The 23593-nt window shown below is 73.2% G+C and carries 17 protein-coding genes, 4 pseudogenes and 1 riboswitch; of the genes and pseudogenes, 18 read left to right on the plus strand and 3 right to left on the minus strand.

What is annotated here, in order from left to right:
- Positions 1 to 68: 68 nt before the first annotated feature.
- Positions 69 to 752, minus strand: a complete 684-nt coding sequence (trhA, locus tag DA06_RS09505; protein ID WP_052436573.1) for a PAQR family membrane homeostasis protein TrhA — start codon at positions 750 to 752, stop codon at positions 69 to 71.
- 206 nt (positions 753 to 958) lie between these two features.
- On the opposite strand from trhA, the gene DA06_RS09510 reads away from it, so the two are divergent.
- From DA06_RS09510 to lysS, 7 genes and pseudogenes are all read left to right on the plus strand, one after another.
- Positions 959 to 1720 carry an isoprenyl transferase gene (locus DA06_RS09510; RefSeq protein ID WP_043499404.1) on the plus strand — a complete coding sequence of 254 codons (762 nt, stop codon included), beginning with the start codon at positions 959 to 961 and terminating at the stop codon, positions 1718 to 1720.
- A gap of 395 nt (positions 1721 to 2115) precedes the next feature.
- Positions 2116 to 3444, plus strand: coding sequence for a PhoH family protein (locus tag DA06_RS09515; protein WP_043499410.1), 1329 nt, complete (start codon positions 2116 to 2118; stop codon positions 3442 to 3444).
- Positions 3445 to 3897: 453 nt separating this feature from the next.
- A pseudogene (pafA, locus tag DA06_RS09520) lies at positions 3898 to 5241 on the plus strand (Pup--protein ligase); the annotation flags it as partial.
- Between the two features lie 100 nt (positions 5242 to 5341).
- Positions 5342 to 6304: an FKBP-type peptidyl-prolyl cis-trans isomerase gene (locus DA06_RS09525; protein ID WP_418607952.1), complete on the plus strand. Its 963-nt coding sequence runs from the start codon at positions 5342 to 5344 to the stop codon at positions 6302 to 6304.
- 597 nt (positions 6305 to 6901) lie between these two features.
- Positions 6902 to 7744, plus strand: coding sequence for a pantoate--beta-alanine ligase (gene panC, locus DA06_RS09530; RefSeq protein WP_418607530.1), 843 nt, complete (start codon positions 6902 to 6904; stop codon positions 7742 to 7744).
- Positions 7745 to 7770: 26 nt separating this feature from the next.
- On the plus strand, positions 7771 to 8235 hold the full coding sequence (panD, locus tag DA06_RS09535; RefSeq protein WP_052436578.1) for an aspartate 1-decarboxylase: 465 nt from the start codon (positions 7771 to 7773) through the stop codon (positions 8233 to 8235).
- Positions 8236 to 8355: 120 nt separating this feature from the next.
- Complete coding sequence (gene lysS, locus DA06_RS09540) at positions 8356 to 9912, plus strand: lysine--tRNA ligase (protein ID WP_043499424.1); 1557 nt, start codon at positions 8356 to 8358, stop codon at positions 9910 to 9912.
- A 21-nt stretch (positions 9913 to 9933) separates the two neighbouring features.
- On the opposite strand, the gene DA06_RS09545 is transcribed toward lysS, so the two are convergent.
- Positions 9934 to 10542, minus strand: a complete 609-nt coding sequence (locus DA06_RS09545) for a DUF4349 domain-containing protein (RefSeq protein ID WP_052436577.1) — start codon at positions 10540 to 10542, stop codon at positions 9934 to 9936.
- Positions 10543 to 10562: 20 nt separating this feature from the next.
- On the opposite strand from DA06_RS09545, the gene DA06_RS09550 reads away from it, so the two are divergent.
- From DA06_RS09550 to DA06_RS09570, 5 genes are all read left to right on the plus strand, one after another.
- The gene (locus tag DA06_RS09550) at positions 10563 to 11516 is read left to right on the plus strand and encodes a DUF993 family protein (RefSeq protein WP_418607532.1); all 954 of its coding nucleotides are present in this window, start codon (positions 10563 to 10565) and stop codon (positions 11514 to 11516) included.
- Entirely contained in the window at positions 11513 to 12433 is a 921-nt protein-coding gene (locus tag DA06_RS09555; RefSeq protein WP_052436579.1) for a sugar phosphate isomerase/epimerase family protein, read from the plus strand. Before DA06_RS09550 ends, DA06_RS09555 begins: the two co-directional genes overlap by 4 nt.
- A 410-nt stretch (positions 12434 to 12843) precedes the next feature.
- Positions 12844 to 15174: a PQQ-dependent sugar dehydrogenase gene (locus DA06_RS09560; protein WP_052436580.1), complete on the plus strand. Its 2331-nt coding sequence runs from the start codon at positions 12844 to 12846 to the stop codon at positions 15172 to 15174.
- A gap of 294 nt (positions 15175 to 15468) precedes the next feature.
- Positions 15469 to 16239: a hypothetical protein gene (locus DA06_RS09565; protein WP_418607533.1), complete on the plus strand. Its 771-nt coding sequence runs from the start codon at positions 15469 to 15471 to the stop codon at positions 16237 to 16239.
- A 143-nt stretch (positions 16240 to 16382) separates the two neighbouring features.
- The gene (locus tag DA06_RS09570) at positions 16383 to 17147 is read left to right on the plus strand and encodes an FkbM family methyltransferase (RefSeq protein WP_043499439.1); all 765 of its coding nucleotides are present in this window, start codon (positions 16383 to 16385) and stop codon (positions 17145 to 17147) included.
- Here DA06_RS09570 and DA06_RS09575 read toward each other — a convergent pair.
- The gene (locus tag DA06_RS09575; protein ID WP_418607535.1) at positions 17114 to 17725 is read right to left on the minus strand and encodes a CDP-alcohol phosphatidyltransferase family protein; all 612 of its coding nucleotides are present in this window, start codon (positions 17723 to 17725) and stop codon (positions 17114 to 17116) included. The two genes, DA06_RS09570 and DA06_RS09575, sit on opposite strands and share 34 nt — an antisense overlap.
- A 35-nt stretch (positions 17726 to 17760) precedes the next feature.
- Between DA06_RS09575 and DA06_RS09580 the strand changes: the two genes are divergently transcribed.
- From DA06_RS09580 to gcvP, 6 genes and pseudogenes are all read left to right on the plus strand, one after another.
- Positions 17761 to 17916 (plus strand): DUF4192 family protein, encoded by a 156-nt coding sequence (locus tag DA06_RS09580; protein ID WP_418607536.1) that lies wholly within the window; start codon positions 17761 to 17763, stop codon positions 17914 to 17916.
- A 130-nt stretch (positions 17917 to 18046) separates the two neighbouring features.
- Entirely contained in the window at positions 18047 to 18445 is a 399-nt protein-coding gene (locus tag DA06_RS09585; protein ID WP_043499449.1) for a universal stress protein, read from the plus strand.
- Between the two features lie 92 nt (positions 18446 to 18537).
- Positions 18538 to 18625: riboswitch (glycine riboswitch) on the plus strand.
- Positions 18626 to 18790: 165 nt separating this feature from the next.
- Positions 18791 to 19886, plus strand: a pseudogene (gene gcvT / locus DA06_RS09590) (glycine cleavage system aminomethyltransferase GcvT).
- Positions 19887 to 20046: 160 nt separating this feature from the next.
- Positions 20047 to 20169 (plus strand): annotated as a pseudogene (locus DA06_RS09595) (glycine cleavage system protein H); the annotation flags it as partial.
- A 112-nt stretch (positions 20170 to 20281) separates the two neighbouring features.
- Positions 20282 to 20359: a hypothetical protein gene (locus DA06_RS09600; RefSeq protein ID WP_418607954.1), complete on the plus strand. Its 78-nt coding sequence runs from the start codon at positions 20282 to 20284 to the stop codon at positions 20357 to 20359.
- A 50-nt stretch (positions 20360 to 20409) separates the two neighbouring features.
- Positions 20410 to 23258 (plus strand): annotated as a pseudogene (gene gcvP / locus DA06_RS09605) (aminomethyl-transferring glycine dehydrogenase).
- Positions 23259 to 23593: the final 335 nt, after the last annotated feature.

Below are 23593 nucleotides of genomic sequence, written 5' to 3' on the forward strand. Positions count from 1 at the left end.
CGTGCGTGCGGCGGTCCGGCGAGGCTACCGGCGGGGAGGGACGACGTCCTGGTGCGCGGACACCGACGTCAGGCTGCCTGGTACGCCGCCATGGAGACGGCGACGTAGTGGCAGCCCCACCCGAGGACCGTGCCGACGTGGAAGATCTCGTGGAATCCGAACCAACGGGGGCTCGGGTTCGGGCGCTTGAGCGCGTACGCCGTCGCGCCGAGGGTGTACGCGAGGCCGCCGAGCGCCACCAGCCAGACCACCGCCGGACCGCCGGAGCGCCAGAACGCGGGCATGAAGCCGACGGCCACCCAGCCGAGCGCGACGTAGACGGGCACGTAGACCCAGCGCGGCGCGTCCAGCCAGAGCAGCCGCGCGGCGATCCCGAGGAGCGCCCCGGACCAGACGACGACGAGCAGGACGGTGGACGTCGGGGGGTCGAGCAGCAGGACCGCGAGCGGCGTGTACGTGCCGGCGATCAGCAGGAAGATGTTCGAGTGGTCCGCGCGCCGGAGCCGGGCGAAGGCCCGGGGGGACCATGTCCCGCGGTGGTAGACCGCCGAGGTCCCGAACAGCACGACGCCGGCCAGGGCGAACACCGCGGTCGATACCCGAGCCTCGGTGGTGGGCGAGAGCAGCACGAGGGCCAGCCCGGCGACCAGCGCGACCGGGGCGGTTCCGGCGTGGATCCAGCCGCGCAGCAGCGGCTTGACCGCCGCGGCGATCGAGCGCCCGGCCGCGGGCTCGTCGACGGCGTGTGGCATCGGGCCTCCCGGGTGGGACCGTGGCCTCGGGCGAGGCCGCGTGAAGGGCGCCGCAGAGGTCGGCGCGGGCAACCTACGCTACCGTAGGTTGAACGGTCCGCGCATCGGCCGTGCTGCGGCGGTAGCCTCGCCCCAGCGAGGGTCCCGTGCCCCGCGCAAGTGGCGACGTCGGCCGCCACACGTCTCGAGGGGAGCGATGCGGCGGCATGCGTAGGCCGGACCTGCTGTACCAGCTGTACGAGCGACGGCTCCTCGCCGGTCTGGACCCCGACCGCATCCCGCGGCACGTCGGAGTCATCCTCGACGGCAACCGGCGCTGGGCGCGCGCCGTGGGCACACCGCCGGTGCACGGGCACCGCCGGGGGGCGGACAAGATCACGGAGTTGCTCGCCTGGTCCGACGCGGTCGGCGTCGAGGTCGTCACGCTGTGGATGCTCTCCACCGACAACCTCAAGCGCGACCCGGCCGAGGTCGCCGACCTGCTCGACATCATCGCCACCGCGGTCGAGAGGCTCGCCCGCACGGGGCGCTGGTCGCTACGGGTCGTCGGCTCCCTGGACCTGCTGCCGGCGCCGGTCGCCGGGCGGCTGCGGGCGGCCCAGGCGCACGCCGAGAACGTCCCCGGCATGCAGGTCAACGTCGCCGTCGGGTACGGCGGGAGGGACGAGATCACCAACGCGGTGCGCTCGCTGCTGCACGAGCGGTCGAAGGCGGGGGAGACTCTCGACTCGGTCGCCGAGGCCCTGACGGTCGACGACATCGCCGACCACCTGTACACCAAGGGTCAGCCCGACCCGGACCTGGTCATCCGCACCTCCGGCGAGCAGCGCCTGGGCGGCTTCCTGCTGTGGCAGTCGGTCCACAGCGAGTACTACTTCTGCGAGGCGTACTGGCCGGACTTCCGGCGCGTGGACTTCCTGCGGGCGCTGCGCGACTACGCCCAGCGGGAGCGCCGGCTCGGGCGCTGAGGCCGCGGGGGCGCCCCCGGGCGTGAACGGCGGGTGCCGGCACCGTGAACACCGGGTGTCGTGCGAGGGGTTCCTGGGCGTGTCAGGCCGCGCGTACGAGCCGCACGTCGTAGCGTCAGCTGTGACGGACGGCACACCCGCCGTCCTCCGGGAGGTCAGCCCATGCAGCAGCCAGCTGCGGACGGGAGGGGCCGCCGGTCCCTCCTGGGCCGGCCCACCGCCCCCGCACCCGTGCCTGGCCCGCGCGTCCCGCGTGGTCCCAGGCGCAGCTGACTCGGCGCCTGGCGCCAGAGGGAGCCCCCGTGAGCATCGACCACACCACCAGCGCCCCGCAGCCCACCGGCGCCGTCACCGGGGAAGCCACCCCGGGTGCCGACGTCGCTGCCGAGATCGGCGTGGCCGAACCGACCGGCACAGCGTTGCGGACGTACGTGCTGGACACCTCCGTGCTGCTCTCCGACCCCCGGGCGATCCTGCGCTTCGCCGAGCACGACGTGGTCCTGCCCGTCGTGGTGATCAGCGAGCTGGAGGCCAAGCGGCACCACGCCGAGCTGGGCTACTTCGCGCGGAGCGCCCTGCGGCTGCTGGACGACCTGCGGGTCACCAACGGCCGGCTGGACTCCGCCGTCCCCGTCGGGGACGACGGCGGGACGGTCCGCGTGGAGCTCAACCACTCGAGCGACCAGGTGCTGCCCTCCGGGCTCCGCCTCGGCGACAACGACACGCGGATCCTCGCCGTCGCCGCCAACCTCGCCGCCGAGGGGCACGCCGTCACCGTCGTCTCCAAGGACCTGCCGATGCGGGTCAAGGCCTCCGCCGTCGGCCTGCACGCGGAGGAGTACCGCGCCCAGCAGGTCGTCGACTCGGGGTACTCCGGGATGACGACGGCGGAGCTGACCGAGTCGGAGATGGCCCAGCTCTGGGAGGACGGGCAGGTCACCGTCGCGGACCTCGCCACCCCGGGCCCGCTCGCCCAGGTGCCCGTCCACACCGGCGCCGTCCTGCACTCCCCGCGCGGCTCCGCGCTCGGCCGGGTCACGGCGGACGGGCTCCTGCGGCTGGTGCGCGGCGACCGGGAGGTGTTCGGGGTGCGCGGCCGCAGCGCCGAGCAGCGCATCGCCATCGACCACCTCGTCGACCCCGACATCGGCATCGTGTCCCTCGGCGGCCGGGCCGGCACCGGCAAGTCCGCCCTGGCCCTGTGCGCGGGCCTGGAGGCCGTCCTGGAGCGCCGCGAGCACCGCAAGGTCGTCGTGTTCCGGCCGCTGTACGCGGTCGGCGGGCAGGAGCTGGGCTACCTGCCGGGCGACCAGGCCGAGAAGATGAACCCGTGGGCCGAGGCGGTCTACGACACCCTGGGCGCCGTCGTGGCGCCGGAGGTGCTCGACGAGGTGGTCGCCCGCGGCATGCTGGAGGTGCTGCCGCTGACGCACATCCGCGGCCGGTCCCTGCACGACGCGTTCGTGATCGTCGACGAGGCCCAGTCCCTCGAGCGCAACGTCCTGCTGACGGTGCTGTCCCGGATCGGGCAGAACTCGAAGGTGGTGCTCACCCACGACGTCGCCCAGCGCGACAACCTCCGGGTGGGGCGGCACGACGGCGTGGCCGCCGTCGTCGAGGCGCTGAAGGGCAAGGAGCTGTTCGCGCACGTCACCCTCACCCGGTCGGAGCGTTCCGCCGTCTCCGCACTGGTGACGGACCTGCTGGAGGGCATCGACCTCTGAGCGGGTACCGGCCGGCCGGTGCGTACGCGCCGGCCGGCCGGGATGGCATGCTCTGGCGGTGCCCGACCTTCCCGCCCTCGCCTGGTGCCTCCTGGCCGCCGGCGCCCTGCTGGTCGGGCTGAGCAAGACCGCGGTGCCGGGCGCGTCGACCATCTCCGTCGCGATCTTCGCGGCGGTCCTGCCCGCGCGGGCCTCCACCGGGGCGCTCCTGGTGCTCCTCCTGGTCGGCGACCTGATCGCCGTGCGGACCTACCGGGCGCACGCGGACCTCGCGACGCTCCGGCGCCTCGTCCCCACCGTGCTGCTCGGGGTGCTGGCCGGCACGGCGTTCCTCGCCGTCGCGGGGGGACGAGGGCGTGCGGCGCACCATCGGCGTGATCCTCCTCGCGCTCCTGGCGGTCACGCTGGCGCGGCGGGCCCGAGGACGGCGACGGGAGGGACGCGCCGGCCGACGGGAGGACCGCCGCCGCCGACGCCCCCCGTGTCGTCAGCGCGGACGACGCCGCGCGGTACCTCTTTCGCAAGGTGGTCCAGTTGGGCCGCTCCTCGAACGTGTTCCTGCGCAACGGGGCACGGCTGTACCTCGACGTCGGGTCCCACCCGGAGTACGCCACCGCCGAGTGCGACGACGTCCGCCAGCTCGTCGCCAACGACCGCGCCGGCGAGGCGATCCTCGACGAGATGACCGAGGACGCCAACGCGCTCCTCGCCGAGGAGGGCGTCCCCGGCACGATCCACCTGTTCAAGAACAACGTCGACTCGTTCGGCAACTCCTTCGGCTGCCACGAGAACTACCTCGTGCGCCGTCGCCGCGACTTCCAGGCGATGGGCGACGCGCTGGTGCCGTTCTTCATCACCCGGCAGATCCTCACCGGCGCCGGGCACGTCCGCGCCCGTGCGGGCGGCGGCGCCTCCTACGCGTTCTCCCAGCGCGCGGACCAGATGTGGGACGCCATGAGCTCGGCGACCACCCGGTCCCGCCCCATCATCAACACGCGCGACGAGCCCCACGCCGACGCGGACCTCTACCGGCGGATGCACGTCATCGTCGGGGACTCCTCCGTGGCCGAGACGACGACGATGCTCAAGGTCGGGATGACCGACCTGCTCCTCGCCATGCTCGAGGACGGCGTGCGCGTGCGGGACCTGGCGATGGCGGAGCCCATGCGCGCCATCCGGGAGATCTCCCACGACCTCACGGCGACGGTGCCGGTCGAGCTGTCCTCCGGCCGGCGCATGAGCGCCCTGCAGATGCAGGAGGAGTTCCTCGCGCGGGTGACGGGCTACCTCGACTCGACCGGGCAGACGGCGGAGCTGAGCGAGACCCAGCGGCGCGTCCTGGAGCTGTGGGAGCGCGGGCTGCGCGCCCTGCGGGAGCAGAACCCCACGCTCGTCGACACCGAGCTCGACTGGGCGATCAAGGGGCGGCTCATCGAGCGCTACCGCGCCAAGCACACCCTCGCTCTCGACGACCCCCGCGTGGCGCGCCTGTCGCTGGCCTACCACGACATCTCCCCGCGGCGGGGCCTGGCCGCCACGCTCGCCGCGCGCGGGCTCATGGCGAGGATCACCACCGACCAGGAGGTCGCCGACGCCGTCGTCAGCCCGCCGGCGAGCACCCGGGCGCGCCTGCGCGGGCGGTTCGTGGCGGCCGCGCAGGAGCGCCGCCGGGACATCACCGTGGACTGGGTGCACCTGAAGATCAACGACGCCGCCCAGCGCACCGTGGTCCTCAAGGACCCGTTCTCGCCGACCGACGAGCGCGTCGACAAGCTGCTCGCCGCGCTCCAGGCCTGAGGCGGCGGGGGGACGCACGTGCGCCGGCGAGGTGCACGTGCGCCCGGCACGGCGGGGCGGCGGAGAGGCACGAACGCGCGCCACGTAGGCTGCTCGGGTGATGCAGTACCTGAACCGACGGCGCGGCGCGCGGAGCCGGATCGCGGCTCTCGTGGCGATGCTCCTGACCGCGGTGCTCCTCGTAGCGTGCACCGACGACCCTGTGCAGAACGAGGAGAGCGTCGGTGACGTCACCGTCTCGGGAGCCTTCGGGTCGGTCCCCGTGGTGACCTTCGAGCCGCCGCTCCCGCTCCGGGAGTCGGAGGTCGAGACCCTGATCGAGGGGGACGGTCGTGAGCTCGTCGAGGGCGAGCCGATCCTGCTGAGCCTGGCGGCCTACGACGGCGACGACGGGGCGCTGGTGGAGGGCCGCGACGTCGGCGTCGCCCGGACGCTCGTGCTGACCCCGGAGGACGTCGGGGAGGACCTGTTCCCCGTGCTCTCCGGCGCCTCGGAGGGCAGCCGCGTCCTCGTGCAGCAGCCCGTGGAGGAGGACGGCGAGGAGCGGATGCTCGTCCTGGTCCTCGACGTGCTCTACACCCAGGCGCGCGGCGAGGCGGTCGCCCCGCGCGACGGCCTGCCCCAGGTCACGCTCGGCGCGGACGGCGCACCCTCCATCGCCGTGCCGGACGCCGAACCTCCCGCCGAGCTCGTCGTCGCCCCGCTGATCCGGGGCGAGGGCCAGCAGGTCCGGCCCGGGCAGGACGTCACGGTGCAGTACACCGGTGTCGAGTGGGAGTCGGGGGAGCCGTACGACTCGACCTGGGAGGGCGGCAAGGTTCCCCAGACCGTCCGCCTGGACGAGACGATCGACGGCCTGCGGGACGGACTGGTCGACCAGGCGGTGGGCTCGCAGGTGCTGCTGGTCATCCCGCCCGGGCAGGCGCACGGCACGGACACCCTGGTGCTCGTCGTCGACATCCTCGCCGCCTCGGGCGGGGACGAGGACTCCGTGGTCGGCGGAGCCGACGGCACCGCGCCGGCCACCGAGGAGCCGACCGCGGAGGAGACCGGCGCGAGCTGACGGGTCGACCGCGGGCTGACAGGCCGAGGAGCCCGGCGTCCGGCGCACCCGGACCGACGCGACCCGGCACCGCCAGGTCACCGTCGGCGGGGCGTAGCCTCGCCCTCATGGGCGACGAACCGTCGCGCTCGTTCCCCCGGCGGCTGCTCGGGGCCGCCGTGCTGCTGTTCGTCGCGGTCGGTGTCCCGATGCTTCTGGTGCTACCTCTCGGGGCGGACCTGGCGGCCCCGGTGGTGCTGGTCGCCGCGTTCTCGCTCGTGCTGTCGATGAACGCCGGCTGGGCCCGCACGCTCGCCGCCGCGCCCGCGATGGTGGTGGCCGCCGCGCTCGCCGCCGCCACCAACGGGACCTCGTGGTGGCCCTGGCTGATCGCGCTGCTCGGCGCGGGCGTCGGGATCGCGGCGCACTACGGGTGGGCGGCCGCGGCCGTGCTGTGCGGGTTCGTGGCCTCCGGCATGGCGCCGGCGGAGGAGGTGTCGTGGACGCGGCTGGCCGTGATGGCGGCCGCCGCGCTGTACGCCGTCGCCCTGGCACGGGCGCTGCGGCTGCCCCGGTCGGTTCCCGCGGGCCGCCGCCACCCCGATCGAGCCGGTCGTCGTGGGCACGAGGGCCGAGCTGCGGGCCGCGCTCGCGGCGCTGCCCGGCTCCCGGGCGCTCGTGATGACGATGGGCGCCCTGCACGACGGTCACCTCTCGCTCGTCCGGGAGGCGCGCTCGCGGGCCGAGCACGTGGTGGTCTCGATCTACGTCAACCCGCTGCAGTTCGGCCCGGGCGAGGACTTCGAGGCCTACCCGCGTGACGTCGACGCGGACGTGGCGCTGCTCGCCCACGAGGGTGTCGACCTGGTGTTCGCCCCCTCGGACGAGGAGGCGTACCCGGCGCAGCCGCTCGTCCGGGTCGACCCGGGCCCGGTGGCGGGCGTGCTCGAGGGCCGGACCAGGCCCGGGCATTTCGCCGGCGTCCTGCAGATCGTCGCGAAGGTGCTGAACCTGGTGCGCCCGGACGTCGCGGTCTTCGGCCAGAAGGACGCCCAGCAGCTCGCGCTGGTGCGCACGCTGGTGCGTGATCTTGATCTCGGCGTACAGATCGTCGGGGTGCCGATCCGCCGGGAGGAGGACGGCCTCGCGATGTCCAGCCGCAACGCCTACCTCTCGCCCGACGAGCGCCGTCGTGCCCTGGCGCTGTCCCGGGCGCTCGCGGCGGGACGCGACGCGGCGGCCGCGGGCGGCGCGGTCGCCGAGGTCCGGCGGGTGGCCGAGGACGTGCTGGGCGCTGCGGAGGGCGTCAGGGTGGACTACCTTGCTCTTGTCGATCCGGACACGTTCCTCCCGCTGGACGAGCGTGCGACCGGCGCCGGCCTTCTCGCAGTGGCCGCCTGGGTCGGGACCACCCGGCTCATCGACAACATGACCGTCGACCTGCAAGGACCCCGACCGTGACCAGCCCCCGCTCACTGCTGCGCCCCATGATGATCTCCAAGATCCACCGGGCCACGATCACCGCGGCGGACCTGCACTACGTCGGCTCGATCACTGTCGACGCCGACCTGCTCGACGCCGCCGACCTGCTGCCGGGCCAACAGGTCGACGTCGTGGACGTCACCAACGGCGCCCGGCTCACCACCTACGTCATCCCCGGCGAGCGCGGCTCCGGGGTGCTGTGCATCAACGGCGCCGCCGCCCACCTCGTCCACGCCGGCGACCTGGTGATCCTCATTGCCTACGGCCAGCTCGACGACGCCGACGCCCGCACCTACACGCCTCACGTGGTGTTCGTGGACGCGGACAACAGGATCGTCGACGTGGGGGAGGAGCCCGGGCTGGTGCCGGACACCGAGGCCGGCGAGGCGCCCTACGTGGAGTCCAGCGGGATCACCACCGCCTCCTACCGTGCGTCGCTGCCCGGCGAGGACCCGTCCGTCCAGATCTGAGCCGGCGGCGAGGACGTGCCTGCGGCCGGGGACGCGTCCGGGTCGCGCGGGCTCTTCGAGGGCGGCGCACCTCACAGGCCCCGCGCGGAGCGGTCCGCCGTCCCCGGCTACCCTTGACCGGTGACCGAGCAGACCGAGGAGAAGAGCGCCGCGACCACCGGCGCCGAGCGCGACGAGCAGACCCACGACGCACCCGAGCAGGTGCGGGTGCGGACCGAGAAGCGTCAGCGGCTCCTCGACTCCGGCGTCGACCCCTACCCGGTCACCCTGCCGATCACGACGACCGTCGCGGAGGTGCGCGCGCAGTTCGCCGACCTGGCCGCGGGCGAGGAGACCGACAACGTGGTCGGCGTGGCCGGCCGCGTGATGTACCTGCGCAACACGGGCAAGCTGTGCTTCGCCACCCTGCAGGACGGTTCCGGCAACCAGCTCCAGGCCATGCTCTCCAGGGCGGAGGTCGGTGACGAGGCCCTGGCGTCCTTCAAGTCCGACGTCGACCTCGGCGACCACCTCTTCGTCCACGGCCGTGTCATCGCCTCCCGCCGCGGGGAGCTGAGCGTCTTCGCCGACTCCTTCCAGCTCGCGGCGAAGGCGCTGCGCCCGCTGCCCAAGACGTACGAGAACGAGGCCGGCGAGACCGTCGCCCTCTCCGAGGAGGGGCGGGTCCGCCGCCGTCACCTCGACCTCATCATGCGGCCGGCCGCCCGCGAGATGGTGCGCACGCGCGCCGCCGTGGTGAAGTCGTTGCGCCGCACGCTCGACTCGCGCGACTTCGTCGAGATCGAGACCCCGATGCTCCAGGTCCAGCCCGGCGGTGCCGCGGCCCGGCCGTTCGTGACCCACATGAACGCCTACGACATCGACCTGTACATGCGCATCGCGCCGGAGCTCTTCCTCAAGCGCGCCGTCGTCGGCGGCGTGGACAGGGTCTTCGAGATCAACCGGAACTTCCGCAACGAGGGCGCCGACTCCACCCACTCGCCCGAGTTCTCGATGCTCGAGGCGTACGAGGCGTACGGCTCCTACGACACCATGGCCGAGCTGACCCGCACGCTTGTGCAGCAGGCCGCGCTCGACGCGTACGGCTCGACCACCGTGACGCTCGAGGACGGCACCGAGTACGACCTCGGCGGCGAGTGGGCGCAGATCGGCCTGTTCGAGTCCGTCTCGGAGAAGCTCGGCGAGGAGATCACCCCGGAGACGCCGGACGAGGTCCTCGAGGCCCACGCCGAGCGCCTCGGCCTCGATCTCGCGCCGCACTACACCCACGGCAAGGTCGTCGAGGAGCTGTTCGAGCACCTCGTGGGTGACGACCTGTACGCGCCGACGTTCGTGCGCGACTTCCCCGTCGACACCTCCCCGCTGACCCGTGCCCACCGTTCCAGGCCGGGCGTCGTGGAGAAGTGGGACCTGTACGTGCGCGGCTTCGAGCTCGCGACGGCCTACTCGGAGCTCGTCGACCCGGTCGTGCAGCGCGAGCGGTTCGCCGCCCAGGCGCTGGCGGCCGCCGCCGGCGACCCCGAGGCGATGGTCCTCGACGAGGACTTCCTCGAGGCCATGGAGCAGGGCATGCCGCCGGCCGGCGGCATGGGGATGGGCATCGACCGGCTGCTGATGGCGCTGACCGGCCGGGGCATCAGGGAGACGATCACCTTCCCGCTGGTCAAGCCGCGCTGAGACGACGACGGCGCAGCCACGTCAGGCAGCGTCGTCCCCGGTGGCCGGGGCCGGGCGGGCGACCCCGGCGAAACGTCGGCGCCGCGCGAGCCACAGCGCGACGCCGAGCGGGACGCCCAGGACGACGAGCCAGGGCAGCAGCACACCGAGCGCCACGAGCACGCCGTCGACCGCCGTGACGAGCGAGTCCCAGCCGGTGCGCAGGCCGCCCAGGAACCCCTTCGCCTCGACGGCGACCGGCGCGTCCTTCGCCACGAGGTCCACCCGGAGCGTCGACATCGACACCTGGTCCGCGAGGTGCGCGCGCTCGGACTGGAGGGACTCGAGCTCGGCCTGACGCTCGCTGATCTCGCTCTCGGTGGCGAGAAGGGCCGCGGTGTCCCTGGCGCCGGCCATGATGGCGAGCAGGCGGTCCACCGAGGTCTGCAGGGCCTTGATCCGGGCGTCGAGGTCCCGCGCGGCGGTCGTGACGTCGGTGGACGCCTCGTCCAGCTGGCGGACCTCCCCGATCGTTCTCAGCTCCTCGAGGACGCTCGTCAGCTCCGCCGCCGGCACCCGCACGGTCAGCCACGCCGACGGCAGCGACTCGTCGCCCTCCGCGCCGGCCGCACGCTGGCGGCGCTGGTCCACCCGCCCGCGTCGCCGAGGCCATGGACACCGCACAGCGGGGCATGGGGCTCGACTGGCCCGCCGCCACCGAGCTCATCCGGCGGTCCGCGGCGGAGGCGCGGGCCGTGGGCGGGCAGGTCGCCTGCGGCGCCGGCACCGACCACCTCGCCCTCTCAGCCGTGGCCGGGCTCGCCCCCGAGCAGGCCCTGGGACGGGTCCTCGAGGCCTACCGCGACCAGCTGGAGGTCGTCACCCAGGCGGGCGCGAAGCCCATCCTCATGGCCTCCCGCGCACTTGCCGCCGTCGCCCGTGACTCGGCGGACTACCTCGCCGTATGCACGACCCTGCTGCGGGAGGTCACCCGTCCGGTGATCCTGCACTGGCTCGGCGAGGTCTTCGACCCAGCCCTGGCCGGCTACTGGGGCACGACGGAACCCTACCGTGCGGCCGAGATCGTCCTCGGCCTGATCCGGGACAACGCCGAGAAGGTCGACGGAATCAAGGTCTCCCTCCTGGACGCCGAGCTCGAGATCTGGCTCCGCGAGCGGCTGCCCGCGGGCGTGCGGATGTACACGGGAGACGACTACAACTACCCCGACCTCGTCGTCGGCGACTCTCGCGGCCACTCGGACGCCCTGCTCGGCATCTTCGCCGCCATCGCGCCGGCCGCCTCCACCGCCCTGCAGCTGCTGGACACGGACCAGCCGGACCGCGCCCACGAGATCCTCGCGTCGACGCAGGCCCTCGGGCGGCACATCTTCGCGGCCCCGACCTACTACTACAAGACCGGCATCGCGTTCCTCGCCTGGCTGAACGGCCACCAGCCCGGGTTCCAGATGGTGGGCGGACTGCACTCCGGACGTTCGGTGCCGCACCTCGTGGAGCTCTTCCGCCTCGCCGACGCCGCGGGGCTGCTCCTCCGCCCGGACCTCGCCGCCAGGCGGATGGCCCAGTACCTCGCCGTCAACGGCCTGCCCCCGGAGGCTGCGCGATGACCAGCCGATCCACCGCGGCGCACGCCCCCGCCGGCTCCGTGCCGGACGCAGACCTGACGCGCCTGTCGCTCAACACCGCCACCACCAAGGCGTGGACGCTCGAGGAGGCGGTCGACGGCGCCGTGCGCGCCGGACTGCCGGCGGTCGGGCTCTGGCGCGACCGGGTGGCCGAGGCTGGGCTCGAGCGTGCCGCACGACTCGTCCGGGACGCCGGGCTGCGCGTGTCCTCGCTGTGCCGCGGCGGCTTCCTCACGGCGGCCGACGACGACGGCCGAAGGGCCTCCCTCGAGGACAACCGTGCCGCCGTCGTCGAGGCGGCCACCCTCGGCACCCGTGAGCTCATCATGGTCGTCGGCGGCCTGCCCGCGGCCACGGGGCCCAACGCACCGGCCCGGCCGGGCGGGGACAAGGACATCGTCGAGGCGCGGCGGCGGGTGGCCGACCGCATCGGCGAGCTCGTCCCCTTCGCGCAGGAGCACGACGTCCGCCTGGTCCTCGAGCCCCTGCACCCCATCTTCGCCGCGGACCGCGCCGTGCTCTCGACCCTCGCCCAGTGCCTCGACCTCGCGGAACCGTTCGCGCCCGAGACGGTCGGCGTCGTCGTCGACACCTACCACGTGTGGTGGGACCCGGACCTTCGCAGGCAGATCGCCCGCGCCGGACGGACCGGCCGCCTCGCCTCCTACCAGGTGTGCGACTGGATCCAGCCGATCGCCGCCGACCCCCTCCTCTCGCGCGGGTACATGGGCGACGGGTTCATCGACTTCCCGACCGTCACGCGCTGGGTCGCCGAGAGCGGATACACCGGCGACGTCGAGGTCGAGATCTTCAACCAGGACATCTGGGACACCGACGGCGACGACGTTCTCGCCGTCGTCGCGGAACGGTACGGCCGCCTCGTGCAGCCGTACCTGTGACGTAACCGCCGTCCACCTCCCGCACTGACCTGACGGTCGCCCAGGTCCGCCAGCCGGCACCCAGCCCCACCCGGCCAGCCGCAGCCCCCCAGCCAGCCACGCACGTCAGCCGGGCTCCCAGCCCGCCAGGCGACCGCCCGCACCGCCCGGCCGGACGCAGCCCGTCCAGCTCGGCGCCGCCAGCCGGAACGTGAGCGCAGACGAAGGAGGAAACAGGACCCGATCAGGCGCATCCAGGATGCCGCACCAACTCCCGGAGATATCCCGCGCGGGGGTCATTTCGGCGCGCCATAATTCTCGGCGACAATAGCCCTCGAAATTTCTGAAAAATGGCCCCGGGTATTGTCACGATTCGGACACACCGGTACCTTCGGGATCGCCGTGAAAGCGCTTCCCGAAAGGAGCCGACGATGACGTCAGCAAACACCGGGGGCCAGGGGGTACGGCGCCGCAACGTGGCGACCGCAGTAGCGGTCGGCTCGGCACTGTGCCTCTCCCTGGTCTCCTCGCCGGCGGTCGCGGAGGGTGAGCCGTTGCTCAACCCGCTGCCGGACCCAACGCCCTCCACCCTGGCGATCGAGGTGGAGGAGTTCGCACAGCTCCCCGAATCCTCACCACGCCAGGAACCCACCGACCAGCGCCTGGTGCGGCACAACCGCATCAACCACATCGGCGAGATCCCCGACGGTTCGGGCCGGCTGTACGTCCCGGACATGAACGGCACGATGTACGTCCTGGGCGAGGATGACGGCGGCTACGTCCAGTACCTCGACGTGCGCGCCGCCTTCGCCGACCACATTCACGACCACGCGGGTCTCGGCACCGGCTTCGGGTTCGTCGAGTTCCACCCGGAATTCGCGGAGAACGGGAAGTTCTACACCGTCCACACGGAGGCCCGCGGCGCGCTCGAGGAGCATGAGCCGGACTTCCCCGAGTACGGCGGAACGGCCTACCACTCCGTGATCACCGAGTGGACCACCGACGACCCCGCCGCCGAGACGTTCGCGGGTACCAGCCGGGAGGTCATGCGCATCCCGTTCGCGGGCCGCGTGCACACCGTCCAGCAGATCGAGTTCAACCCCACCGCGGAACCGGGCGACGAGGACTACGGGCTGCTCTACATGCTCGTCGGCGACGGTGGCAACGGCGTCGGAAACAGCAACCCGCAGGACCTTGCCACCCCGCACGGGAAGATCTTCCGCATCGACCCGCTCGGCGACGACAGCGAGAACGGGCAGTACGGCGTCCCGGGCACCAACCCCTTCGTGGACACGCCAGGGGCCCTGGGCGAGATCTACGCCGTCGGCATGCGGGACCCGCACCGCATCAGCTGGGACCCGCAGGGTGACAACCGCATGTTCCTCGGCCACATCGGCGAGTGGCAGGTGGAGTCGATCTACGAGGTGCGCGCCGGAGACAACTTCGGATGGTCCGAGCGCGAGGGGCCGTTCCTCGCCGAGAACCGTCAGATCTACCCGCTGCCCGCCAACGACGACGAGTTCGGCTTCACCTATCCGGTGGCCGCCTACGACCACAACCGGGACCCCGGCCAGAGGGGCGACGCCGGTGTCGCCGTGGCGGGCGGTTACGTGTACCGCGGTGACATCCCGCTGCTGAAGGGGCGGTACCTGTTCGCCGACCTCGTCCGCGGACACGTCTACTCCACCATCGCGGGCGAGATGAACCGCGAGAGCGGCAGGCTCGCTCCGATCGAGCACCTCAAGGTCGTCGCCGACGGGAAGGAGACCACCTTCCAGGAGCTCGTCGGCGACAAGCGGGTGGACCTGAGGTTCGGCAGCGACGACGAGGGTGACCTGTACCTGGTGGCCAAGGCCAACGGGAAGATCTGGAGGATCACCGGTGCGCACAAGGTGCCGCCGGAGAACGAGGCTCCCGGCGGGTCCGCCGTCCTGCCCGGCCTGTCCGGAGACGTCGTCGCCCATTACACGTTCGACAGCCCCGCGACCGACCCGGCCATCGAGACGGACCAGGGCCGCTCGGGCACCGACATCACCCTTGTCAACGGCGGCGAGCAGATGCGCGTGAGCGACGAGGCCTACCCCGGCGCCGGACTGGCGCTGCAGACCCAGCAGGTCAGTCCGGCCACGGCCGGCAACGACGACTGGAAGGCGGGAGTCTACGAAGCCGGCGGCGTGGGCTCGCTCTCCGCGTTCAACCAGGCGGACCAGATCACCGTCATGGGGTGGTTCCGCACGACGGGCGAGCACCCGGCCCCGAACTCGAACACGGCGAACCCGGACGACCGCTTCAACGCCATCGGCCTGGCCGGAGTCCTCTCGGGCAGCTCCGACGGGCACGGCGTGCGGGCCCTGCTGGAGGTCATCAACGTCGACGGCGAGCTGAAGGTCGTGGCGCTCGGACGCCGGCTCGACGACGGGTCGTCCTGGACCTACGCGGCCGACGCGCCGTGGCAGGAGGTCCTCACGGACGAGTGGGTGCACCTCACCGCGACGTTCGACTTCGCGGCCGGAGAGATGCAGCTGTTCATGAACGGCGAGAAGCTGCCCGGCGGATACACCACAGCGGGCGACCCCTGGCGGGTGGACGGCACCGGGACCTCCGCCACCGATCCGGCCGGGATCAAGATCGGCGGGAGCTACCCGCAGGACACGCGTGAGCAGAACCCCTGCAACTGCCGCATGGACGACCTGATGTTCCTCGACAGCGTGCCGACCGACGGGCAGATCAAGGCCCAGTTCGAGCGGTACGGCCGCGACTGACCACCCCCCGGTCCGGCCGGCGCCGCGGGCCACGGGCGCCGGCCGGGCCCCGAAGACACGAGACACATCACAAGGACGTGAGACATGAGAGTCAGAAGAACAGCACGCGCATGCGCAGGGGCGGCCCTGGCGCTGGCCCTGGGTGCGATCCCGGCCGCGGCCCAGGCCGCGGCCGGCGAGGCGCTCGCCGCAGCGGACGCTTCGCCGGCTGCGAACTCGGCGACACCAGGGTCACCGACGTCATGGCGGGAGAGAACTGGGACCCGCTCACGCCCGAGAAGTGGGAGTTCCCGGGTGACGAGATCGTCCTCGCGGAGGCTGGGGTCAACCCCCGGCGGCTACCGCCGCCCGTTCGAGTACGCGATCCTGACCGAGGGACGAGAGTTCGGGAACGTCCAGATCGAGGCGGAGGTCCGCCTCGACACCCCTGCCACGATCTCCAACCGTGACGTGATCATCGTCTTCGGGTACCAGTCGGAGACCGAGTTCTACTACGCGCACCTCTCCCAGGACAACACGATCTACGCCCACAACGGGATCTTCCGGGTGGACAACGCCGACCGGTACCGCATCGAGCACCAGTGGGACGGCACCGTCGGCGCACCGCCGGCCGTGACCGACGAGGAGTGGCACGACGTCAAGGTCACGCACTGTGCGGACACCGGCGAGATCGCCGTCTACGTCGACGGGTCGGACACGCCGCTGATGACGGCCGTCGACACCACGTTCTCCTCGGGAAGGGTCGGATTCGGCTCGTTCGACAACATCGGGCGCATGCGGGACCTGGTCGTCACCGGGACCGCCACGGGGCCGTGCACCACGGACCCGTCCGAGACCGTCGTGGTCGGGGAGGTCGACAGCGGTGTCGTCAACGTGGTCGCGGACGACCTGGGCTGCTCGGTCGACGACCTCGTCCTCGACGAACAGCGGTGGAGCGACCACGGCGACTTCGTCCAGCACGTGGCCGAGGTGAGCGCGCACCTCAGGAGCACCGGCGTCGTCACCGGTCAGGAGCGGGGCGCCCTCATGGCGGCGGCCGCACAGTCCTCCGTCGGCCGGCCCTGATCGGCTCCCGGTGAGCTGAGACAGCGCCCCCGGGCAGCCAGCTGGCCGCCCGGGGGCGTTCCGCACGCGCGGCTGCGGTACGGCCGCCTCGTCCAGCCGTCCTGTGACGCGGACGGGTGACCATTCCCGTGCCACGATGAGTCATGAGCGGTGAGCTCGTCGGCCGCGCCCGCGGACTGGCCCGTTCGCTGGTGCCGTCCTACGCCGCCTTCTGGCGGCGCCGACGTATGACCGCGTTCTACGGGCAGTTCGTCGGTCCCGGCGACCTGGCGTTCGACGTCGGCTCGCACGTGGGAACTCGCCTCCGGGCCTTCCGGACACTGGGCACGCGGGTCGTCGCCGTCGAGCCGCAGCCCGATCTCGTGGCCGTGCTCAGGCGCCTGTACGGGCGCGACCCCCTTGTCACCGTCGAGACCTGCGCCGTCGGCGCGCGCACCGGGACCGCGACGCTGCAGATCGCCACCCGCACGCCCACGGTGTCGACGGTTGCGCCGTCGTGGATCGACGAGGTGCGCAGCGACCCGCGGTTCACGGCCGTGCGCTGGGACCAGGAGCTCACCGTCCCGCTGACGACCCTCGACTCGCTCGTCGAACGGCACGGCGAACCGCGCTTCTGCAAGATCGACGTCGAGGGCTCCGAGCTCGACGTGCTGCTTGGCCTGAGCCGCCCCCTGCCGGCGTTATCCTTCGAGTACCTGGCCGTCGTCAGCCACCGTGCGGCGGCGTGCGTCGAACGGCTGGCCGAGCTGGGGAGCTACCGGTTCACCTACTCGCCGCTGGAGACGCTCCGCTGGGCGACTGACCGTTGGCTCGACGCCGAGGAGATCGTCGCCGAGCTCCGCGCGCTTCCCCGGTCTGCTCCGCCCGGGGACGTCTACGCCGTCCGCGCGGACACGGCTCGGCTCTGACGATTCGCATACTGCCACCGGACGTCCCGGGCGAACGACCAGCACAGCGCACCGAGCGCAACGAGCAGCAGCGCCCGCGACGCTCCGGCCGACAGACCGGCGAGCAGGGGCGAGAGCAGCGCCACCAGGACCGCGACCACCTCGCACACTCCGACCACCTTGCGTGCCCGGCTCGGGAACAGGGCACCACGCAGCCACGTCCAGCGCACCGACGCCCCCACGTAGACGTAACGCATCAGACCGATCGAGACGACCCACCACCCGGCGATGCCCAGGTCGGCGACGGCGACGCTCAGCACCAGGAGGAGAGCGGCGTCGACCTCGACGTCGAACCTCGCCCCGAACGCACTGGCGAGCCCGCGCCTGCGCGCCACCCGGCCGTCGACGCCGTCGAGCACGAGGCAGCACAGACCCACCAGGACCACCTGCCACGCCCGCGGGTCGGGGAGGGCGAGGAGCCCGGCGAGCCAGGAGACGAGCACGAGGCGCGCGAGCGTGACCGCGTTGGCGGCGCCGCTCCTCCGGACCGCGGCGTGGTCGGCGCCGCGATCGCGCTCGCGCACGCCGTCGCGGCGCACGCGGAGCCCGGCGGCGGGGGGTGCCGCCCTCGGGGATGCTCGCCTACCTGGCGTGGTGGGGCAACGAGGGCGCACGCGCCGACGTCGTCGCCCGGCAGGCGCTCGCCGAGGAACCGGGGCACCGCCTCGCGGAGCTCGTCGTCGCCGCGCTGGAGGGGGGCATGCCGCCCGCGTGGGTGCGGATGCCGTGAACCACCGGCGCCCGGGGGCAGGGAGGTTCGCCTCCCGGCTGCTCTGCAGGTCCTCGCGGGGTCGCCGATCGGGTAACGTCCCCGGCACGGTCACCCGGGCCGCCCTCTCGGCGGCAGGAACGGAGCAGGTATGGCGGTCGTCGTGGGATACGTGACCACGAAGGAAGGTTCGGCGGCGCTCGACGCGGCCGTCACGGAGGTCCGACGGCGCAACTCCCGCCTCGTGGTGGTCCTCGCGCGCCGGTCCCAGGGCGAGGACGCCTCGACGCTCGAGGCGGAGGCGGACACCGTCCGCGACCTCCTCGACGACGCGGACATCGCGTACGACATCCGGCAGCTGCGCCGCTCCGAGGACGTCGCGGAGTCGCTCGTGTCGACGGCGGAGGAGGTCGGCGCCGAGCTCATCGTCATCGGCCTCCGGCGGCGATCGCCGGTCGGCAAGCTCGTGCTCGGCACGAACGCCCAGCGCATCCTGCTCGACGCGCCCTGCCCCGTCCTCGCCGTCAAGCCGCTCAACGCCGCGTCCTGAGACCGGCCTGTCCGGCCGCCGGTGGTAGCGTGCAGCCGACGCGGCCGCCGGCAGGTACCCGGCGTCGCCGACAACTGCATACACGGCCGTCACGAATCGGCGCGGGAGAGTCGTCGTCCCGACGCACCGAAGGAGCAACCGCCCCGGCAATCTCTCAGGTCCCGGTACCGCCCCGATCAGGCCACTCTGGAAAGCAGTCCCTCGCGCGGCGGGTACGGCGCGCGACGGCTCACCCACGGTGAAAGGGACCCGTAGGTCCCGAAGCTCTCAGGTCCCAGCACAGAGGGGGAGCCGCTCGGATGCGCGACCGCGCACCGGCCCGACGACCGACGGAGAGCTCCACGCATGACCGCCGAACTCCTGCGCACCCCGCTGTACCCCGTGCACCGCGACACCGGCGCCGCGACGACGCCGTTCGCGGGCTGGGAGATGCCGCTGCGCTACACCTCCGACCTCGCCGAGCACGCCGCCGTGCGCGAGCGCGCCGGCCTGTTCGACCTCTCCCACATGGGCCAGATCGAGGTGTCCGGGCCGGGAGCGGCGGACGCTCTCGACCGCGCCCTCGTCTCGCGCTGCTCGGCCCTGGCGGTCGGACGGGCCCGCTACACGATGATGGTCGCCGCGGACGGCGGGGGTGCTCGACGACCTCATCGTCTACCGGCTCGCCGACAGCGAGTTCCTCGTCGTCGCCAACGCCGCCAACCGCACCACCGTCCTCGACGAGCTCACCGTGCGTTCCGGCGACCGCGTCCACGTGGCCGACCGCACGGAGGCGCGGGCGCTCGTGGCGCTGCAGGGCCCGGCCGCCACCGAGGTGCTCCAGCGCGTGACCGACCTGGACCTCGCGGGCCTGCGGTACTACGCCTCGGCACCGGCCGAGGTGGCGGGCGTCCCGGTGCTGCTCGCCCGTACCGGCTACACCGGCGAGGTGGGCTTCGAGCTGTCCGCGCCGGCGTCCTCCGCCGTCGACCTGTGGACGGCGCTGCTGGAGGCCGGCGACGAGGCCGGGGTCGTGCCGTGCGGGCTGGCCTGCCGGGACACCCTCCGGCTCGAGGCCGGGATGCCCCTGTACGGGCACGAGCTGACCGCGGACGTCACCCCGTACGAGGCGGGCCTCGGCCGCGTCGTCGACCTCGAGCACGACTTCGTCGGCCGTGACGCCCTCGCCCTGCGTGCCCGGAACCCGAGCGGTACCACGCTCGTCGGCCTGGCCGGGGAGGGCCGGCGCGCCGCACGCGCCGGCAGCGCCGTGCTGGACGGCGGCGACGAGATCGGCACGGTGACCTCCGGCGTGCTCTCGCCCACCCTCGGCCACCCGGTGGCGATGGCCCTGGTCGACGGCACGCGCGCCCCCGTCGGAACCGTCCTGGAGGTGGACGTGCGCGGACGCCGGCAGCCGATGTCCGTCGTCGACCTGCCGTTCTACCGCCGTCCGCGCTGACGGGCCCCTCGCCCCACCCGTGCCCACCGCACCGACCCGCACCCGTCCCCGACCCCGCCAAGCAGATCCCGCACCGAACGGAGCAACCGTGAGCTACCCCGACGACCGCCAGTACACCGCCGACCACGAGTGGATCGCCGTCGACGGCGACACCGCACGCGTGGGGATCACCGCCTACGCGACGGAGGCTCTCGGCGACGTGGTCTACCTCGACCTGCCCGAGGTCGGCTCGACCGTCACTGCCGGCGAGTCGTGCGGCGAGATCGAGTCCACCAAGTCGGTCTCGGACCTCGTCGCGCCCGCCGGCGGCGAGGTGCTCTCCGTGAACGAGGCCGCGGTCGAGTCCCCCCGAGACCGTCAACGCCGACCCGTACGAGGGGGGCTGGCTCTACACGCTGCGCGTGACCGACCTGCCCGGCGACCTCCTGGACGCCGACGGCTACTCCGCGCTGGTCGAGGGGCAGGGCGCGTGAGGGCGTTCTCCGACCGCCACATCGGGACCGACGCCGGCGCGCAGGAGCAGATGCTCGCCGCGGTCGGGGTCGCCACCCTCGACGAGCTGGTCGCGGCCGCCGTCCCGGACTCGATCCAGGACGACGGCGCACCCGCGGGCCTGCCCGGGGCCGCCTCCGAGCACGAGGTGCTCGCACGGCTCCGGCGCCTCGCGGACAGCAACACCGTGCGCACCTCGATGATCGGCCAGGGCTACTACGACACGCTCACGCCGCCGGTCATCCAGCGGAACGTGCTGGAGAACCCCTCCTGGTACACCGCCTACACCCCGTACCAGCCGGAGATCTCCCAGGGGCGTCTCGAGGCCCTGCTGAACTTCCAGACGATGGTCGTCGACCTCACCGGCCTCGAGGTCGCCGGGGCGTCGATGCTCGACGAGGCGACGGCGGCCGCGGAGGCGATGCTGCTGGCCCGCCGCGCCACCAAGGGGGCTGGGGGGCCGTTTCGTCGTCGACGCGGACACCTTCGCCCAGACCCGGGCGGTGCTGGAGACGCGGGCCGCGCCGCTCGGCATCGAGCTGGTGGGCGCCGACCTCTCCGGGGGGCTCGACGGGGTCGACCTCGACGGCGTCTTCGGCGTCCTCGTCCAGCTGCCCGGCGCCTCGGGGCGGGTGCTGCCCCGCTCGGTGCTCGAGCGGGTCGTGGGCGCCGCCCACGACGCCGGGGCGCAGGTCGTCGCGGCAGCCGACCTGCTGGCCGCCACGCTCCTCACCCCCGCGGGCGAGCTCGGCGCGGACGTCGCCGTCGGCTCCACCCAGCGCTTCGGGGTGCCGCTCGGGTTCGGCGGTCCCCACGCCGGCTACCTCAGCGTGCGCAAGGGGCTCGAGCGCCAGCTCCCCGGCCGCCTGGTCGGGGTCTCGCGCGACGCCGACGGCGCTCCAGCCCTCCGTCTGGCGCTGCAGACCCGCGAGCAGCACATCCGCCGGGAGAAGGCGACCTCCAACATCTGCACCGCCCAGGTGCTGCTGGCGGTCATGGCGTCCATGTACGCCGTGTACCACGGGCCCGACGGGCTCCGCGAGATCGCCGAGGGCGTGCACACGCGCACCCGCGCGCTGGCCGCCGGGCTCCGCCGGGTCGGCGTCCGCCTGGCCCACGAGCGCTACTTCGACACCCTGGAGCTCGTCGTGCCGGGGCGCGCCGAGGTCGTGCACCAGGCAGCGCTGGAGGAGAACATCACCGTCTGGGTCGAGGACGACGACCGCGTCCGCGTCTCGGTGGACGAGGCGACCACGGACGACGACGTCGCCACGCTCGCCGCTGCGGTCGCGCGCGCGCTCCACGGCGTGGCGGCGTCGCGGTCCGACGGCGGTGGAGAGGGCCCCGGCCCGCTGGAGCCGGCCGGGGCCGCCGAGGTCGCCCTGCCCGAGGACCTGCGCCGCACGAGCGAGTACCTCACGCACCCCGTCTTCTCCAGCTACCGCACCGAGACCGCGATGATGCGCTACCTGCGCAGGCTCTCGGACAAGGACTACGCGCTCGACCGGGGCATGATCCCGCTCGGCTCGTGCACGATGAAGCTCAACGCGGCGGCCGAGATGGCTGCGATCAGCTGGCCGGGGTTCGCGCGCATCCACCCGTTCGCGCCCGCCGAGGACGTCGCCGGGTACCTAGAGCTGGTCCACGACCTCGAGCGATGGCTCGCGGCCGCCACCGGGTACGACGCGGTCAGCCTCCAGCCCAACGCCGGCTCCCAGGGGGAGCTCGCCGGCCTGCTGGCGATCCGTGGCTACCACCGCTCGCGCGGGGAGTCCGGGCGGGACGTCTGCCTGATCCCGGCCTCCGCGCACGGCACGAACGCGGCGTCCGCGGTGCTCGCCGGCCTCCGGGTGGTGGTCGTGGCGACCGACGACGGAGGCAACGTCGACCTGGCCGACCTGCGCGCCAAGGTGCAGGATCATGCCGACCGGCTCGCCTGCATCATGATCACCTACCCGTCCACCCACGGGGTCTACGAGGAGCAGGTCCGCGAGGTCTGCGAGGCGGTGCACGACGCCGGCGGCCAGGTCTACATCGACGGGGCCAACCTCAACGCCCTCGTCGGGCACGCCCGTCCCGGTGCCTTCGGCGGCGACGTCTCCCACCTGAACCTGCACAAGACCTTCTGCATCCCGCACGGGGGCGGCGGTCCCGGCGTGGGTCCCGTCGCGGCGCGGGCGCATCTCGCCCCGTTCCTGCCCGGCCACCCGCTCGCGCAGGACGGCGACCGGCGCACCGGGGCCGTCTCGGCCGCACCGTACGGCTCGCCGTCGATCCTGCCGATCAGCTGGGCGTACGTGGCGCTCATGGGCGGGGAGGGTCTGCGGCGCGCCACCGGTGCCGCGGTCCTGGCCGCGAACTACGTGGCCGCCCGGCTGCAGGAGCACTACCCCGTCCTCTACCGCGGCGCCGGCGGGCACGTCGCGCACGAGTGCATCCTCGACCTGCGGCCGCTGCGGGCGGCCACCGGCGTCACGGTCGACGACGTCGCCAAGCGGCTGATCGACTACGGCTTCCACGCGCCGACCATGAGCTTCCCGGTGGCCGGCACCCTCATGGTGGAACCGACGGAGAGCGAGAACCTCGAGGAGCTCGACCGGTTCTGCGACGCGATGGTCGCCATCCACGCCGAGGCGCAGCACGTGGCCGCCGGCGCGTGGCCGCGCGAGGACAACCCACTCGTGAACGCCCCGCACACCGCACAGATGCTCACGGGGGAGTGGGGCCACCCGTACACGCGCGCCGAGGCCGTCTACCCCCGTCCCGTCGCTCGTCGACGGCAAGTACTGGCCGCCGGTGCGCAGGGTCGACGGGGCCTACGGCGACCGTCATCTCGTCTGCGCCTGCCAGCCCGTCGAGGCCTACGGGACGACGTCGTGACACCGGACCAGCGCGGCGGCGCCGCCTGAGATCCGCGTCCCGCCGCCCACTCGCCCGTCCCGCCGGCGAGGCGCGCGTCCGCCGGCCACTCGCGCGTCCCGCCGGCCACACGCGCGTCCCGACGGACACCCGTGGTGAGGGCCGCACGCCGTTCGGCCCCGAGCAGATCTCGACAGGACTGCTCGGGGGCCGCCGTCGTGGACGGCGCGACGGCCGGGCCAGGAACGACCGCGCCAGGAGCCATGCAGGGACCGGCCGCACCAGAACTCGGTGAGGGGGTCGAGCCCGGGCCAGGGCATAACACGCGCGTCCGTGACGTTACGACCCGTGCGGCG

It is taken from the genome of Georgenia sp. SUBG003 (genome assembly GCF_000715355.2).
Classification (GTDB): Bacteria; Actinomycetota; Actinomycetes; order Actinomycetales; family Actinomycetaceae; genus Georgenia.

Coding starts and splice junctions, on each gene's coding strand:
- DA06_RS09580 (WP_418607536.1), top strand. CDS start 17,761: ATGCTCGCCTACCTGGCGTGGTGGGGCAACGAGGGCGCACGCGCCGAC.
- panD (WP_052436578.1), top strand. CDS start 7,771: ATGATGATCTCCAAGATCCACCGGGCCACGATCACCGCGGCGGACCTG.
- DA06_RS09550 (WP_418607532.1), top strand. CDS start 10,563: ATGGACACCGCACAGCGGGGCATGGGGCTCGACTGGCCCGCCGCCACC.
- DA06_RS09510 (WP_043499404.1), top strand. CDS start 959: ATGCGTAGGCCGGACCTGCTGTACCAGCTGTACGAGCGACGGCTCCTC.
- DA06_RS09525 (WP_418607952.1), top strand. CDS start 5,342: ATGCAGTACCTGAACCGACGGCGCGGCGCGCGGAGCCGGATCGCGGCT.
- DA06_RS09555 (WP_052436579.1), top strand. CDS start 11,513: ATGACCAGCCGATCCACCGCGGCGCACGCCCCCGCCGGCTCCGTGCCG.
- trhA (WP_052436573.1), bottom strand. CDS start 752: ATGCCACACGCCGTCGACGAGCCCGCGGCCGGGCGCTCGATCGCCGCG.
- DA06_RS09570 (WP_043499439.1), top strand. CDS start 16,383: ATGAGCGGTGAGCTCGTCGGCCGCGCCCGCGGACTGGCCCGTTCGCTG.
- DA06_RS09585 (WP_043499449.1), top strand. CDS start 18,047: ATGGCGGTCGTCGTGGGATACGTGACCACGAAGGAAGGTTCGGCGGCG.
- DA06_RS09560 (WP_052436580.1), top strand. CDS start 12,844: ATGACGTCAGCAAACACCGGGGGCCAGGGGGTACGGCGCCGCAACGTG.